16 protein-coding genes and 2 pseudogenes are annotated in these 16,260 nt (G+C 40.7%); all 18 read right to left on the bottom strand.

The genetic code is table 11. The features are described from left to right. Positions 1-47: 47 nt before the first annotated feature. The 18 genes and pseudogenes from F7732_RS11390 to fliW all read right to left on the bottom strand — a co-directional run bounded on the left by F7732_RS11390 (position 48) and on the right by fliW (position 16,259). Positions 48-596: a chromate transporter gene (locus F7732_RS11390; protein ID WP_151573983.1), complete on the bottom strand. Its 549-nt coding sequence runs from the start codon at positions 594-596 to the stop codon at positions 48-50. 1 nt (position 597) lies between these two features. Continuing rightward, positions 598-1,116, bottom strand: a complete 519-nt coding sequence (locus F7732_RS11385; protein ID WP_151574498.1) for a chromate transporter — start codon at positions 1,114-1,116, stop codon at positions 598-600. A 77-nt stretch (positions 1,117-1,193) separates the two neighbouring features. Beyond that, on the bottom strand, positions 1,194-2,798 hold the full coding sequence (locus F7732_RS11380) for a gamma-glutamyltransferase family protein (protein WP_151573982.1): 1,605 nt from the start codon (positions 2,796-2,798) through the stop codon (positions 1,194-1,196). A 249-nt stretch (positions 2,799-3,047) separates the two neighbouring features. Beyond that, the gene (locus tag F7732_RS11375) at positions 3,048-4,070 is read right to left on the bottom strand and encodes an ABC transporter ATP-binding protein (RefSeq protein WP_151573981.1); all 1,023 of its coding nucleotides are present in this window, start codon (positions 4,068-4,070) and stop codon (positions 3,048-3,050) included. Next, on the bottom strand, positions 4,070-5,044 hold the full coding sequence (locus F7732_RS11370; protein WP_151573980.1) for an ABC transporter ATP-binding protein: 975 nt from the start codon (positions 5,042-5,044) through the stop codon (positions 4,070-4,072). The genes F7732_RS11375 and F7732_RS11370 overlap by 1 nt, the downstream gene beginning before the upstream one ends. 9 nt (positions 5,045-5,053) lie before the next feature. Next, the gene (locus tag F7732_RS11365; RefSeq protein ID WP_151573979.1) at positions 5,054-6,604 is read right to left on the bottom strand and encodes a glutathione ABC transporter substrate-binding protein; all 1,551 of its coding nucleotides are present in this window, start codon (positions 6,602-6,604) and stop codon (positions 5,054-5,056) included. Between the two features lie 17 nt (positions 6,605-6,621). After that, positions 6,622-7,521 carry an ABC transporter permease gene (locus F7732_RS11360; RefSeq protein WP_420837687.1) on the bottom strand — a complete coding sequence of 300 codons (900 nt, stop codon included), beginning with the start codon at positions 7,519-7,521 and terminating at the stop codon, positions 6,622-6,624. 9 nt (positions 7,522-7,530) lie between these two features. Next, entirely contained in the window at positions 7,531-8,472 is a 942-nt protein-coding gene (gene nikB / locus F7732_RS11355) for a nickel ABC transporter permease (RefSeq protein WP_151573977.1), read from the bottom strand. Between the two features lie 559 nt (positions 8,473-9,031). Then, positions 9,032-9,475, bottom strand: a complete 444-nt coding sequence (locus tag F7732_RS11345; protein WP_066442554.1) for an Lrp/AsnC family transcriptional regulator — start codon at positions 9,473-9,475, stop codon at positions 9,032-9,034. A gap of 437 nt (positions 9,476-9,912) precedes the next feature. After that, complete coding sequence (locus tag F7732_RS11340; protein WP_151573975.1) at positions 9,913-10,299, bottom strand: DUF8042 domain-containing protein; 387 nt, start codon at positions 10,297-10,299, stop codon at positions 9,913-9,915. Positions 10,300-10,309: 10 nt separating this feature from the next. Continuing rightward, positions 10,310-10,663, bottom strand: coding sequence for a flagellar protein FliT (gene fliT, locus F7732_RS11335; protein WP_476727084.1), 354 nt, complete (start codon positions 10,661-10,663; stop codon positions 10,310-10,312). Continuing rightward, positions 10,663-11,061 (bottom strand): flagellar export chaperone FliS, encoded by a 399-nt coding sequence (gene fliS, locus F7732_RS11330; protein WP_151573973.1) that lies wholly within the window; start codon positions 11,059-11,061, stop codon positions 10,663-10,665. The genes fliT and fliS overlap by 1 nt, the downstream gene beginning before the upstream one ends. A gap of 19 nt (positions 11,062-11,080) precedes the next feature. Then, complete coding sequence (gene fliD, locus F7732_RS11325; protein WP_151573972.1) at positions 11,081-13,186, bottom strand: flagellar filament capping protein FliD; 2,106 nt, start codon at positions 13,184-13,186, stop codon at positions 11,081-11,083. A gap of 107 nt (positions 13,187-13,293) precedes the next feature. After that, on the bottom strand, positions 13,294-13,656 hold the full coding sequence (flaG, locus tag F7732_RS11320; RefSeq protein WP_151573971.1) for a flagellar protein FlaG: 363 nt from the start codon (positions 13,654-13,656) through the stop codon (positions 13,294-13,296). 117 nt (positions 13,657-13,773) lie between these two features. Further along, positions 13,774-14,238: pseudogene (locus tag F7732_RS23455) on the bottom strand (flagellin); the annotation flags it as partial. A gap of 810 nt (positions 14,239-15,048) precedes the next feature. After that, positions 15,049-15,450, bottom strand: a pseudogene (locus F7732_RS23450) (flagellin N-terminal helical domain-containing protein); the annotation flags it as partial. 141 nt (positions 15,451-15,591) lie between these two features. Further along, entirely contained in the window at positions 15,592-15,813 is a 222-nt protein-coding gene (csrA, locus tag F7732_RS11310; RefSeq protein WP_151573969.1) for a carbon storage regulator CsrA, read from the bottom strand. Beyond that, positions 15,813-16,259, bottom strand: a complete 447-nt coding sequence (gene fliW, locus F7732_RS11305) for a flagellar assembly protein FliW (RefSeq protein WP_420837686.1) — start codon at positions 16,257-16,259, stop codon at positions 15,813-15,815. The genes csrA and fliW overlap by 1 nt, the downstream gene beginning before the upstream one ends. Position 16,260: the final 1 nt, after the last annotated feature.

Below are 16,260 nucleotides of genomic sequence, written 5' to 3'. Positions count from 1 at the left end.
CAAAATAAAAAAGCGGGTCAAGGAACCTGTCCCCCTGACCCACACAGTTAATGAAGCCCAAATTGATAAATCCCCATTCCCGCACCAACGACTAGTGATAGGAGGATAACTAAGGCAGGGTGAACCTTTAATTTTTCTAAGAGGAAGTAGCTTCCTCCAATAAGGATGACGGTATAAAGCGCGCCTAAACCGATCACTGAATCTTTCACAAAATCAAAGGTCATCACGCCTAAAAGAACGGCGATAACCGGTCGTACAATAACAGAGATGCTCTTCACTTGTGGTGTGTCTTTGTATTTCAATAGAATGGCCATCAAAACCAGCATCAGGATGATGGAAGGGGCAATGGTTGCAACTAAGCCGATTAAACTGCCTAGAATGCCGCCCTCAGTATACCCAATATAGGCAGCCATTTTTGTCGCAATAGGACCTGGCAAGGAGTTTCCGACGGCTAATACCTCACTAAATTCCTGTGTAGTCATCCAGCCGTATTTCTCAACCACTTCATTTTCGATTAAGGGAATAGATGCCGGACCTCCGCCGTAGCCTAATATTCCGGGAATGAAAAAAGCAAGGAAAATTTCCCAATAGTTCATTCTATGACCTCCTCTTTGGAAGGAAGACATAAACAATGAGCATTAAAATAAGAATGGCTGGATGCAAATTTAGCACTTCCATCAGCAGAAGAGCAAGAAAAATAAGGATTAATCCTTTCACCCAGCCCAGTGACTCCCCTGACTTTTTCGCGAAATCCCAGGTCATGACAGCCAGCATAACTCCTACCACTGGAACAACAGACAGTGACATAAACTGAACCCACGGAATATCTTTAAATTCCTGCAGCAGCTGCAGCAAAAAAATTATAGCAATGGCTGTTGGCCCGACCGTTGCAAGCAGGGCTGCCAGACAGCCCACAATGCCAGTTACACGGTAGCCAATGTAACCGGCCATCTTTGTCGCAATGGGACCTGGCATCGTATTGGCGATCGCAAGTGTATCTGCAAATTCTTCTTCATCCATCCACTGATATTTTTTAACCGTTTCTTGATGCACTAAGGGGATCGACGATGGCCCCCCGCCAAATCCCAATATTCCAACACGAAAAAAGGCAGCCATGATATCCCAGTTTCTTCTCCAATATGGGCGTGGAGCGGGAGATGGTGATTCTAGCGGCTGCTCTTTTGCCAGTGCATTTACCAAGCCGCTATTGCTCCATCAGTACGTGATTCTGTTCCACCCTGAAGCACTCCTGTTTTCGGATCTCTCCAGATGATTTGGCCACGCCCAAAGCTGCCTCCATCTGGTGTTACATGCACTTCATGTCCTTTTCGGGCAAGTGCCTGCACTAAGTAGTTCGGAAATTCCGATTCCACATGGACAGTTTTCCCCTTCATCCACTGCCACCTTGGCATATCTAAAGCTGCCTGCGGATTTAGCAAGTAGTCGACTGTGTTCGTGACAACCTGAAAATGTCCTTGCGGCTGCATGTATCCGCCCATTACTCCAAACGGACCAACTGCCTGGCCATCTTTTGTTAAGAACCCAGGAATGATGGTATGATATGTTCTCTTGCCAGGCTTTAGCACATTTGGATGTGTCTCGTCTAAGCTAAAGTCATGGCCACGATTTTGCAGGGAGATTCCTGTACCTGGAATGACAATGCCTGAGCCAAAGCCCATATAATTACTTTGGATATATGAAATCATGTTTCCTTCCTCATCCGCAGCCGCTAAATAAACTGTGCCGCCCTTTGGAAGCTCATATGGTTTGGGATCTGCCGCAGTATCTGAGATCACTTTACTTCTCTTCTCTGCATATGTATCGGATAATAATTCTTCAGCGGAGATTGGCATTTCATCTGGTTCCGTGATAAACGCCTGGCCATCCGTAAATGCCAGTTTCATTGCTTCAATCTGCTGATGCAGGGTTTCTGCATTTTGCCATGCTGGAGGTGATAATTTTTTAAATACATTTAAAGCCATTAAAGCTACCATTCCCTGACCATTCGGCGGGATTTCCCACACATCATAGCCTTTATAATTAGTTGAAATAGGTGTAACCCATTCTGGCTGAAACTTACTTAAATCACTTTTTGCTAAAAATCCGCCATGCTTTTTCATGAATGCTTCTATTTTATCTGCCAGTTCTCCTTCATAAAAAGAACGAGCATCCGTTTCACCGATTGATCTCAAAGTAGAAGCGTGGCCTGGAGATTTCCAGACCTCCCCGATCTCTGGAGCTTTTCCATCAGGTGCAAACGTGTTAAACCATTCTGCAAATTCCTCTGTTGTAAATTTTTCTTTAAAACGGTTATAAGCCAGCTTCCAATACTTCCCTAAAATCGGTGTAAGAGGATATCCTTCTTCAGCATAGCGAATAGCTGGTGCTAAACTTTCACCTAATGGCAGTCGCCCAAATTTCTTAGACAGTTCTGCCCATGCCGCCGGAACTCCCGGTACCGTGACTGGGACTACCCCGTGTACAGGCATTTTATCATGCCCCAGTTCTTTTACTGCCTCAACAGAGATCGACTCGGGAGATGGACCGGATGCATTTAAGCCATGCAGCTTGTCTTTTATCCATACAAGAGCAAAGGCATCTCCGCCAATTCCATTTGATGTTGGTTCTACTACTGTTAAAGCAGCGGCTGCTGCAATCGCTGCATCAATCGCATTGCCTCCCTTTTGCAGAATTTCTAAACCTGCTTGTGCAGCAAGAGGCTGTGATGTCGCAACCATACCTTTTTTAGCAAAAACCGTATGGCGCTTTGAAGCAAAGGGGTGATGTAAAAAATCCATGTTGGTTCCTCCTCGATTGATTTTTTGAGTACAAACTGATTAGTATACACTCGAATGAGACGAGCTAGAGTTAAAGACACCCCCTGCTAGTTAGCAGGGGGATGTGATTGTTATAGAGATCCTGCAAAATCTTCTGAAATTCGGCGGGTTAACGAATTTGTCCCTACGTCCCACTGTTTGGGTTAAGGAACCTGTCCCCTCTGCCCCACTGTTCTGGGTCAAGGAACCTGTCCCCATAACCCACTCACCTCACTGTATAGGCTGCCCTGCAAAATGACACGCAGCGAAGTGGTTTGGTTCATATTCAACCCACGCTGGTTTTTCAGATGAGCATTTTTCTGCTGCAATGGGACATCTCGTATGAAATGGGCAGCCGCTTGGCGGATTTGCAGGGTTTGGCAAGTCGCCCTGCAAACGGACCCGCTTGCGCTTGGCATTAACGGATGGCCTTGGAATAGCCGATAGCAAAGCCTGTGTGTAAGGATGCAATGGCTTATTGAATAGATCAGCTACCGTGCCTAATTCAACTGTATTTCCTAAATACATAACCAGTACCCGATCGCAAAAATAGCGAACGACCCCTAAGTCATGGGAGATGAATAAATAGGAAAGCTGATATTTTTCCTGTAAGGTTTTAAGCAGCTTTAATACTTGTGCCTGCACAGATACGTCCAATGCTGAAACAGCTTCATCGCAAATGACAAAGGATGGGTTTAGAGCAATTGCCCGTGCAATTCCAATCCGCTGGCGCTGTCCGCCGCTGAATTCATGCGGATATTTGTAAAAATGCTCTTCTTTCAAACCAACCTCTACAAGCAAATCAATAACCGCTTTGCGTTTTTCCTTTGCAGACATGTCAGTTTGCATGGTAAATACTTCTTCAAGCGCATGCCCAATCCGCTGCCGAGGATTTAGTGAAGCAAAAGGATCCTGAAAGATCATCTGCATTTCTTTTACAAACTTTAATTTCTCTCTTCTTTTTAGATCCTGGATTTCAGTATCCTGGAAAACAATTTTGCCTTCTGTCAGCTCTTCTAAGCCTAAAACGGCTTTGCCTAATGTTGATTTGCCGCAGCCGGATTCACCTACTACACCTAAACTTTCACCCTCAAACAGCTTTAGAGAGACATTTTCTACAGCTTTCACATCACCCTGTTTCCGCTGCAGAATTCCGCCTTTAATCGGATAATATTTTTTGATTCCTTCGAGTTCCAGGAGCACCTTTGGCTCGTGTTTAGCATTTGTTGTCTCTTTCTGTTCAGCGACCGCCATTAGTGCACCTCCGTCTCTAACCAGCAGCTAACCTTATGTGTATCAGATACATTTATTACCTGCGGCTCTTTGTTTCTGCAGATATCAGAAGCAAATTTGCATCTGGCATGGAATCTGCATCCTGTTATCTGTTCATTTAAGCTCGGGAGTGAGCCGGGAATCGGCTCTAATTCGAAATCAGGATCGTCTACATTTGGGACAGAATTTAACAGTCCAATGGTGTAAGGATGTTTAGGATTATTGAAAATTTCTTCAACCAATCCCTCTTCGACTTTCTTTCCTGCATACATAACCATCACACGGTCTGCCACTTCTGCCACAACACCCATATCATGGGTAATCATCATAACACCCATATTCAGCTTGTCTTTTAAGTCATTAATAAGATCTAAGATTTGAGCCTGAATCGTTACATCCAAAGCAGTCGTGGGTTCATCCGCAATAAGGAGACCTGGATTACACGATAAGGCAATGGCAATCATGACACGCTGCCTCATCCCTCCGCTCAATTCATGCGGATATTGGTCTATTCTTTTTTCTGGATATGGAATCCCTACTTGTTTTAAAAGTTCAATTCCTTGTTTTGTTGCTTCGCTTTTTGATAGTTTGTGATGAAGCATGAGCGGTTCACGTATTTGGAAGCCGATCGTCAGCACTGGATTTAAAGCGGTCATTGGCTCCTGGAAAATCATTGAGATTTTATTCCCGCGAATCTGGCGCATTTTTTCGGCCGGCAAATTATGAATCGGTGCTCCTTCATAAAGAATTTCCCCGCTTGTAATTTTTCCATTGCTCGGCAATAGACCTATTACCGAGAGGGAGGTAATACTTTTGCCGCAGCCTGATTCTCCAACAATACAAAGTGTTTCTCCCTTTTTCAGTGAAAAGGAGACATCACGCACAGCAGGCAGCTGCCCGTCTGCTGTGCGAAATTCAGTCACAATGTTTTTGACTTCAAGTAATGTCTCTCCCATACTAGCAACCTACTTTCCTGTAACTTTCGAAACGTCCCATTGTCCAGTTGGATCAAGAATTAATCCTTCCAGGTTATCACTAAGTGCCGCTGTAACCACATCATGGTACATAATCACAACTGCATCGTCTTGAAGCATTAATTCATTCGCCTGATTTAAAATATCTAAACGTTCATCTTGATCTGTAGTTGTTCTTGAAGCTTCTACTAACTGATCAAATTCCGGGTTATTATATTGCGCACGGTTAGACGAGCCAATATTATCGCTATGGAAGTTAGGGTATAACAATTCTGAACCATCAGCTGTTACATTGGACCAGCTTAAGAATGTCAGATCATAGTCACCTGCACGCGCAGTATCTAAGAATGCTGCCCATTCCATTGTCTCAATTTGCACATCAAATCCAGCTTCCGCTAATTGTGCCTGTACAACTTCAGCCATTAGTACAAAATTACCTCTGTTGGCAGCCAGTAATTTAATTGGACGATCACCATAACCATTTTTCTCTACTAGTTCTTTAGCTGCTTCAAGGTCAAATGCCGTTCCTGCAGAATCAGCAGACTCGTTATAACCAAATACCTCTGGTCCGATGACACTGTCACTTCTTACACCAAGTCCATTTAACTTTGTAATAAAAGCATCACGGTCAATCGCACTTGCTACCGCTTTTCTAAATTCCGGATCTTGATTTTCTTCATTGGAGAAATTGAAAGTTAAATAGTATTGTCCTGTTCCATTTGCTTTTTCAATATTTACGTTTTTCATGCCTTCGATTCGGCTAACTTGTTCAGTTGGAAGCTTATCAATAAATTGCACTTCTCCTGCTTGCAGCATTGAAATAGCTGTTGAAACTTCAGGTACAACCTTTAAAATGAATTGCTTTACTTTTGGTGCTCCGTCACGGTAATCAGGGTTAGCTTCTAATACAACTTGGTCACCAGGAGTCCAGCTGACAAACTTGAACGGACCTGTACCAACGGGTTCTTTCATTAGATCTTGCTTTTGATCAGCTGTTGGACTTACAATTGCTGCATTTGAGTGAGATAGAGCTGCTAAAAACGGTCCATATGGATATTTCGTTTTGATTTCGACTGTGTAATCATCTACAACCGTGATCGTATCAACCGGCTCTAATAAACTTGCACGAGGAGCAGCTGTTGCCGGATCACGTAATTTATCAAATGTATATTTAACAGCTTCAGCATTAAAATCTGTTCCGTCGTGGAATTTAATTCCTTCTTTTAAATTGATCACCCAAGTCAGTTCATCTGGATTTTCATATGACTCTGCTAACACCGGTGTGAAATCTTTTGTTTCTGAATCTCTTTTAAATAGTGTTTCATAGACATGTTCATTTACATTGGAAGACGCTGAGTCATTTGTCATAATTGGGCTTAAACCAACTGCATCTGTTAGGGAAGCATATGTTAAAGATTCAACTTCCTCTGAGCCTCCGCCAGATTCACTGCCAGATGATGAAGATGACTCACCACCTGAACATGCTGCTAATAAAAGTGCTGCCATGATTGTAAATACAAGCAACCAATTCTTTTTCTTCATTTTAAATCCCCCTATTTTTAAATATCCATATTTGGATCAATTGCATCTCTTAAGCCATCCCCTACCACGTTAAAGGCGAATACGGTTAACATAATCGCAATACCCGGGATAATGGTTAAGTGCGGCGAACTCCACATGAAAGCTTGTCCCTGTGAAATCATCGCTCCCCATTCAGGTGTGGGCGGCTGGGCGCCTAGTCCAAGATAACTTAATGATGCTGTTGATAAAATCGCCGTAGCCATCCGCATGGTGGCAAATACAATAATCGGTGCAAAAGCGTTCGGCAGGATATGCTTAAACATAATCCGAAGGTCAGATGCTCCAAGTGATTTCATAGCCATGACATATTCCTTCTCTTTAATAGAAAGAACAGAACCTCTGACAATTCTTGCACAAGTCGGAATCGACCAAATACTAATCGCAATAGCCACATTGACCAAGCTTGTTCCCAATATTGCGATAATTAACATTGCAAGCAGAATACCTGGGAATGAGAATAGCAAATCGACAATTCGCATAATAATCCCATCCAGCTTTTTGTAATAGCCGCCAAGCATACCTAGAATCGTTCCCCCAATAAGTCCCAGCGTTACAGCGATTAATCCTACGACTAAGGAAATTCTTGCGCCGTATACAATCCGGCTCCATACATCACGTCCATAGTTATCGGTACCTAACCAATGATCTTCACTAAGGACAGGAAGCTCACTCGCATTGATATTCTGTTTTACAGGGTCATGGAAAGTGATCAGTGGAGCAAAGATTGCCATTCCTATTTGAAGAATAATAATAATTAATCCTGCGACTGCTAACTTATTTTTTAATAGCCGCTTCATCGTTACCACAAAGGTTCGCTCTCTTTTGATTTCCTTATTGACACCCGCACCCGGCGCTGTTGCTAATTCAGCCATCGTCATCCCCCTTTCTTATTGAAATTTAATTCTTGGATCGACGTATGTATAAACAATGTCAACAATCAGGTTTACTAAAACAAATAATGTTGCGACAAGAAGAACGGAGCCTTGTACCATCGGGAAATCACGGGCTGCAATCGCATCAATCATCAAACGCCCTACCCCGTTAATGGCGAACACTTTTTCCGTAATAATTGTTCCGCCCAAAAGAGCTCCAAAGTTCAAACCAATGACAGTAATAACAGGAATCATCGCATTCTTTAACGTATGTATCCAAATAACCTGACCCTCTTTAACTCCCTTAGCCCGAGCTGTGCGAACATAATCTGCTCGAACCACTTCAAGCATTGAGGACCTAACCATTCTGGCAATCATCGCTGCTGATCCCGTTCCTAACGTGATAGCCGGCAAAATTAACTGCTTCATCCCTTCAACCGTATACCATGGATCCGCTAGCCCAGCGACTGGCAGCCATTGGAGATTAACGGAGAACACAAGGATTAATAGTGAACCAAGCCAGAAGTTCGGAATGGAGATTCCGCCTAGAGCAAACGTTGTGGATGTAACATCCAGCCAGCTGTTATGCTTCAGTGCCGAGATTAACCCTGCAAAAATACCGATTATGACCGCTACGATCATACTGGCTACTGCCAATTTAAAGGTATTTGGGAATCGAATCGAAATGGCTTCCGCAACAGACTGCTTTGTTTGGTACGAATAACCTAAGTCCCCTTGGAAAATACCAGCCAGATAGTTGCCATATTGAGTGAGAAACGAATCATTCAAACCGAGATTATCTCGAATGGCTTCTAAATCTGATTCTGTGGCTGTTGGCCCGGCAATCATGGAAGCTGGATCTCCTGGCGCTAGATACATAGATGAAAAGACCAAAAACGAAATTCCGAATAATAGAAATACCAGTTGAAAAAACCTTCTGACAATCATTGAAATCAATTTCAGCCCCCCTTTTTTACCATTTGTTAATTGATTTCTAATTTTCAATTACTTAATGTTTAGAATTGTATAAAAGTGATTATATGACATACAAAACGAAAAATCTACATAAAATACGAATTTTTTTAACAATTTTGTCATATTTATTTTCTTTAAGGTATAATAATTCATTTTTTGATTTCTAAAAGATTGTAAATAGTCAAAATTACTTATGTTTCGATAGGCTAAATGAAAAGGATTACATTCCTTTTAATGGATACAGAAAGATAGGTAATATTCTTCATTGATTTCCTTTTGTAGGGTGAGTTTACATAGAGGAAAGAGGGGGTGGGTGATCTTCACTGCATGGCACTCGCTTTCCGCGGGGCGGGTGGTGAGCTTCCTCGGCGCTGCGCACCTGCGGGATCTCACCTTCCCACTCGTCCCACAGGAGTCTCGCACCATTCCGTTTCGATCAACGGGCATATTGCTAAAATAATCCCATTTACAAGTAGAATTCATATACAACTTTAAATCAAAGCAAAAAAAATAAACCCATTCTCTACAATGGGTCTATCATCTAAAGTTTTAATCCTCTTCTGCTTTTAAATCTGCGCAGCAGGATTTGACTGTCTACTCTTGTAATACCTTTTAATGCGTAAAGTTCTTCGTTAATAAATCTTTCTAATGCATCAAAATCGTCTACCAGGACGTGTGTGTGCAAGGTAGAGGGTCCCGTCATTTGATAGCAGCTCGCCACACTTGGGTTTTCTGCTAACGCTTCTGCTACCTTCACTAAAGAATTAGGTTCACAGTCGATATTAAAAAAAGCTGATACCCCTTTTCCAAATTTCCCGCTATTAATCACAACTGTAAACTGCTCGATCACTTCATCATCTATTAATTTATTCACTCGTTCTCTAACAGCTACCCGCGAAAGACCTAATTCCTTCCCAATATCCACATAAGAAAGCCGCCCGTTGTGAACCAGCAACTCTAGTATTCTCTTATCAACTGCATCCATAATGTACCACCTTTGTTTACCTGTAATTAACAGTATTATATGAAAATTCCTTATAAAAAGAAATAGTGCGGGGAAATATGCTGAGTCTTTATGGTGAAGATGCTAGATTATAAATTATTTTAATAAAATAAGATACTTTAATTTTATAGCCTTTTGCTGGTTATTGAAAGATGAACGTTTCGTAAGGTTTTGTAGTTGATAAAACTTAAATTACTACTTTTAAGTAGTTCTAAGCATAAACTTCTATATAAAGATTTAATTCACCTTACTTCGTATGCAGATTACTTTTTCACCCTATTCTTTTTGCCACCTTCATTCCACAGACAGTCTGCAAATCTCCATTAAAATCTAACGAAGAAATCATTATATCAAAATAACGAAGAAAAATTACTATTAAGATAACAAAACAGCCCGAAGGAAACCCCTCCGGACTCTTTTTATAAAACAACATATGGTTTTAACTCTTGCTGAATCATGACGCTCCATGCTGCGAAGGCTGGGTAGAGCTGTTCGCGGATGACAGTTTGTTTGACCTGTGCATTGTCGAAATTTCCATCCAGCAGTTCTGCTTTTTCCATGACCACGTCAAATACTTGCAGTACTTTTTGAATCGATGGGTAGTCTTGAAAAAGGATGCTCAGCTGCTCGTTAACTGTCAAGATTTGCGGCAGTGCTTGGAAAACATCCGCGAGCAGGACATTTCCCTCTGTTTTCTCCAGGTTTGTAAAACTGTCGACGATATATTCAAATGCTTCCTCAACGGTGTTCAGTACTTCTGTATACTCTTTGATGAGGACATGCTGATCTTCCGTTATTTTTAACAAAAAGGTTCACCTATTTTCTTTTATCGTAGAATATGCCATCCTGCTGTGCCAGCGATTGATATGGGTTGGCATATTGCCTCTTTTTTTGGCGCTGTGCTTTAAGTCTTTTTATATCTTCTTTGATTGTGTTTTGCTGATCTGCCATCAATTTTCTAATTTCTGCGTCTTCTCGAATAAGCTGTTCCTTTTGCTGCTGAACAGAGCCATCAGAAAAGTCCACGTTCATTAAAACAGTATTTCTTTTATCCAAAAGCTTATTGATATCTGCCAAATAAGCCTCGCGTTTTTCGTCTTCTGGAAGACCTTTGCGCAGCATCTGCAAAAGGTCTCCGTTGCATAACAAGAGATCCTGAATGGAGGACACTATTGTTCACTTCCCGCCATTTGCGGCTTTTTCTGGGTTTGCATCATTTCTTTCCACGTGTTGCGCAGATCAAGCACCATCTCTTCTGCTTCCTTCAGAGCGGTCAGGTCACTATGTGTGTTAGCATCAACGAGCTTGCGGAAAATAAAATCGTACAGACGCATTAAGTCTTCAGACATTGCCACATCACGATTTAGGGTAACCATAAATTCCTGAATAATCATTTGGGCACGCTGGATATATTCATTTTTCTTTTCAATGTTTTTTTGCTCAATCGCCTGTTTGGCCTGGCTCATAAATTTTAAGCAGCCATTATATAACATCAAGCTTAATTCAGCTGGTGATGCTGTATTAACCGATGTCTGCTGATATTTTTGGTAAGGATTTTTAACAGCCATTCTGATCACTCCTCTATTATTATGCGTTTGTGCTCATGCCTAACTGTGACATCATATAATTCATTTGATCGTTCATCCTCTGCATTGCCGTTTCCATTGCGGTAAACTGCTTCCAGAAGCGATCTTCTTTTTCCGTTAAACGTGCTTCCATATCGGTAATTCTTGAATTAATCTCGTCTAAATTTTTGCCAAGCGTAAACTGGCTGTTGGTTTGCATGCCATTACCAGCACGCTGTGTAATTGTTGTGATCGTATTAGACAAAGAATCACGCAGACGGCGGGCAATTCCCTGCTCACTGGAAGTAGGACCATCCGCTGCGAATAAATTATAGACACCATCCGCATCTTTTTCGAGGGCTTCCTTCAGTTTTTCCTCATTGATCTGCAGCTTTCCGCCATCCAGGTAGTTGGCGGTTGTGGTGATGCCGATAGCGGATAGTTGACTGAACATGCTATCACTTTGGCCTGCAACCGGTGTGTAAAAGTCGCTGCGCATCTTATTTAAAAGACTGCTTAGAGTTTGGTCATTTCTAAGTAATCCACTTCTTGCTTTATCTTCCCACTTTTCAATCTCATCATCTGACAGGGCTTCTCGTTCCTCATCCGTTAGTGGGGCATAATCACGAAATTTTTCTTCCTTCATTTTGCCTTGAAGTTTATCGATTAGCTCATTATAATCTTCTACAAACTTTTTTATGTTGTCTAAAGCCTTGGAAGTATCATTCTGAACAGATACGGTAACAGGTGGGTCACCTACTGTTGAATCGAATGTATCCTTTAATGTAAATGTAACCCCATTAACGGTAAAGTTATTAGATGTGCGTTCTGTTTCAAGACCGTTTAGGGTAAATTGTGCATTTACTCCTCCCGCCTCATTCGCTTCAGACAACTGTAAGCCAGTTGTTAGGAAACTACCAGTAAATTGAATTTCATTGCCCGCTTCATTAAAATTACCAGTTTTTGTACGAGTCATAGTGACCTTATCAGAGAACTCATCATAAAACATATTCACACCAAGCTCAGATTTATTAACCGTATCCATAACTTTAGTTAAGGTAACTTTCCCATCAAACTGAAAGGATTCCGATACTTTTTCACCAGATTCATTATATGTGGACATTTCAAAATCAAAATAATTATGATGATAAGAGGCCTCAACACGTGAACCCGAATCAAGTTGCGTTCCAAATGTTAGTTTTCCTGTTTCTTTGTCTAAGTAAAACTCGTCTTCACCTAGATTATCAGGACTATCAGCTTGTGTGAACATTCTGCTGTTTTCAATTGGGTTTCCGTTTGCATCTTTTTGAATGTTTCCATCAGCATCTTTTACATAACTTTTAACTGTAATGGCGCCACTTGTCAGATCAGTAATTCCTACGTGTGAAAGATTAACTTCGTTTCCTGTGTTAGATAATGTAACTGTATCTTTCACAACTGAAGTATAACTAACATCAATTTGGCTATTAGCAGACAGTTCATTGCTAAAGCTCATTTTACCTGTAGACTTATCAACGAACACCTGGTTTTCTCCCGCAGTTAAATCTTCAATATTCTCCACCACAGTATAGTCTGTACCTGAAACACTTACAGACTTTATTTCTTCAATGGATCCTGAAAGTGATTTTTTTAGGCTAAAATCCTTCCCAGCAACATCCACATTAACTTGTTCATTAATACTATCACCTGTACTCTTCCACTCAAATGCACCATTCTGCAATTTATCTTGCATAGAATACAACTTGTCTGTTGTACTGATCTTATCAGTTTGTGAGGCAGATATTTTATTTGCACTTGAATTTGTAGCAGATGTCGCTAATTGTTTCACCTTTGAAAGCGTATACGATACATTCCCCGATGTTGATTGCGCAGTCGCTGTTACCTTATCAGCATTTGAAGAATTTGTAATCTTTGTTGTGTAAGTAGATTGTAAACGCATATTTAGCGTCTTATCTCTAAAACTTGTTAATAATAAATTCATTTCTCTATATGAATCCCGCTGCCATTCTATTGTTTGCTTCTTTTGCTTTAACTTATCAACAGGCAGTCGCTCTACACGCATCATATCTTTAATAATACTTTCTGTATCTAATCCGGAGGCGATTCCTCCAAAACGTATACTAGGCATCTATATCGTTCCTTTCTTCCGCTCTTATTTCATCTATGTATTATATCGGCAATAAAATGAGAACTTGAAGAAAAAAAGAAGGAACAATTGTCCCTTCTTTTGGCAGCTTATATCTTCTTATCTATTAATACACCTAAAAAGTCTGTCATCTTTGCGATCATATCGAGGAACTCCTTAGCAGGAATCTCCCGCACAACCTCTTTTGAATCAGAATCAATGACTTCAACGTAATAGCGGTTTAAATCTTCATGGAGCTGGAATTTTACAGAAGTAAAATTGGGCTCTAAAAAATTGTTTGTATCGTTAATTTTTTCTTCTAAATAATTCTTCGATATCTCTTGTTGATTTTCTTCTTTTTTTTCTGTCTCAGCAAAAGGCTTCACTGGCCCTGCTTGTTCTGTTTTATCTGTTTTTTGAACAGTCGGTGCAGATAAAATGGACTTTAACCCCACATCAGCTTCTAACTTCATCCTAATCTCCCCTATACAACACTATACGCTAACAAATTTTCTTAATTATTTGATAACTCAACTAGTAAAAAAGAGACTCTAGTAACCTAGAGCCCCTTTTAGAAGTATAGCCTGTTTTTATCCTAGTAATTGAAGGACAGATTGTGGCTTTTGGTTTGCTTGTGCAAGCATTGCTTGAGAAGCTTGGGAAAGAATGTTTGTACGAGTCATTTCCATTACTTCTTTAGCCATGTCTACGTCACGGATACGAGATTCAGCAGCTGATAAGTTCTCAGAAGCATTACCTAAGTTAGAGATTGTGTGCTCTAAACGGTTTTGGATAGCCCCTAGAGAAGAACGCTCAGCAGATACTTTTTCAATCGCATCGTTGATTGTAGTGATAGCAGCAGATGCATTTTCGTGAGTAGAAACGTCAAGAGCTGCTTCTGCTTTAACATCGTTTGTACCGTTAGTTACACTGTTAGTTGCAGTGAAACCTTGTTGTCCTGCATTCCCAGTGATACCTAGAGCAGCTGCTCTCATATCGTTGATGTTAAGGTTAATTGATTGACCTTGGTTTGCACCAATTTGGAATTTAGCATTGAAGCCAGAACCTTGTGCTCCTGCTCCAACTACTTGCTCAACATTTTCAATTCCACCTGATAAATCTCCTGCATTACCACCACTAGCAGTATCTAAAGCAGCTAAGAATGAAGAAGTTGTATCTACCGCAAAGTCTTTACCCGTTTGCGAAATTAATTGAAGTTCATTATCTTTAGAAAGAGAAGCAGTTAATTGACCATCTAAGCCAGCTTTTTGAAGGCCTGCATTGATGTCTTTAATTAACTCAGCACGACCCTTATCAGTATCTAAATCGTAAGCTTTGCCTTCTTCTAATTTAACATCAATCTGTTTTACATCAACATCAGCAAAATCATCAGTTCCGATTTTAACACTAATTGTATTATTAGAAGAAGTTAATTCAGCTAAATCACCTGATAGTGCGTCTGCACCTTGCATACCAACCTTTTCAATTGTAGTTGGATCACCTTTAACTTCACCAGCATCTAATGCAAGACCACCAATAGTCGTAGTTGCTCCAATTTCAATAGTACTTGTTGAACCTTCAGATTTTGCAGTAATTTTAATTTGACCACCATCATTTTCAATGTCAACAAGTTCTGAAAGTTTTACTCCACCAGAAGTTAAATCTTTAAGTTTAGAGATTGCATCGTCTTCATCGTCACCAGTTTCAATAGCTGTCATGTTAGCAAGGTCAAAAGTTCGTCCGTCTACTTTGATTGTACCTGCAGTTGCACCAGCATCTGAAAATGTTCCAGTAGTAGTGATTTCAGCACTTGTAGCTTCAGTAATTTTTTCCCCACCAGTAGTATCCATTCCACCATTAAGGATCTTCTGTGTATTGAACTCAGTAGTGTTACCGATACGGTTGATTTCAGAAGTAAGTTGGTTCATTTCTTTTTGGATTTCTTCACGGTCAACTTCTACGTTTGTATCGTTACCAGCTTGTGTAGCAAGCTCACGCATACGTTGTAGGATGTTGTGTGTTTCTTGAAGAGCACCTTCAGCTGTTTGGATCATAGAGATACCATCTTGAGAGTTACGACTAGCTTGGTCTAAACCGCGAACTTGTGCGCGCATTTTTTCAGAGATTGCTAGACCTGCAGCATCATCACCAGCGCGGTTGATGCGAAGACCTGAAGATAGTTTTTCCATAGATTTTGCGTTTGCACCTTGGTTAGCGCCCATTTGACGGTAAGTGTTCAACGCTGAAATATTATTGTTGATAATCATTGTGTGTTTCCTCCCTGAGTTTAAGTGTCCCACATCCATGTGGTAGTTTTAGTTTAGCTGGGCTGAAGGGCGGCCGTCCCTTCAGCTTCTATAAATTATATCGGCATATTGTTTAATAGTTTTACAGTTATTTTTACTTTTTTATTTTTTATTTTTTAGGAAGTCTAACAAGTTGGTTGGAAGGTTAGAAGCTTCACTATTTTCCTTCTGAATCTGCAGGTAGATCTCTTTCCGATGTATGTCTACATCTTTCGGTGCATTGATGCCAAGCTTTATTTGATCACCGTCAATTGACAGAACGGTAAGTTCAATCGAATCATTGATAATAATAGACTCATTTCGCTTTCTTGTTAGCACTAACATCAGGATTCCTCCTTTGTTGAGGCAGAAAAAAGTAAATGCTTTGTTTTATACTGAACATCATTAAGAATTAACTGTTTTCCTTCATTTTTCTTTACATTAATAACGATTGGACCTTTCAGATTAGCAGTAGAATCTGAGAATGGCTCTTTTAATGTAAGGATCACAAAGGTTGCAACATCGTTAGGACTTTCAATTTGTAAAGAATCAACTATCGCTTCAGGCAGCTCGTATTGATAGTCTGGAAAGAAAGGATACGGATCAACAACAACAAAGGCTAACTCTGCTGTTTGGGTTGATTGAAGGATAAAATATGGCATGTCCTCTAGAAAAGGCAACAATGCAAATTGTGTTTCATCCTGGAAGCCAGGGATACCACTGTGAAATTGAATAACTTGGTTCTCATTGATTTCTTGTTCGCCCTGATATTTCGTAGCTAATTTCACCATC

The organism is Bacillus mesophilum (genome assembly GCF_008923265.1).
GTDB classification, from domain to species: Bacteria; Bacillota; Bacilli; order Bacillales; family Cytobacillaceae; genus Cytobacillus; species Cytobacillus mesophilum.
This window is presented reverse-complemented; position numbering and strand designations above follow the sequence as displayed.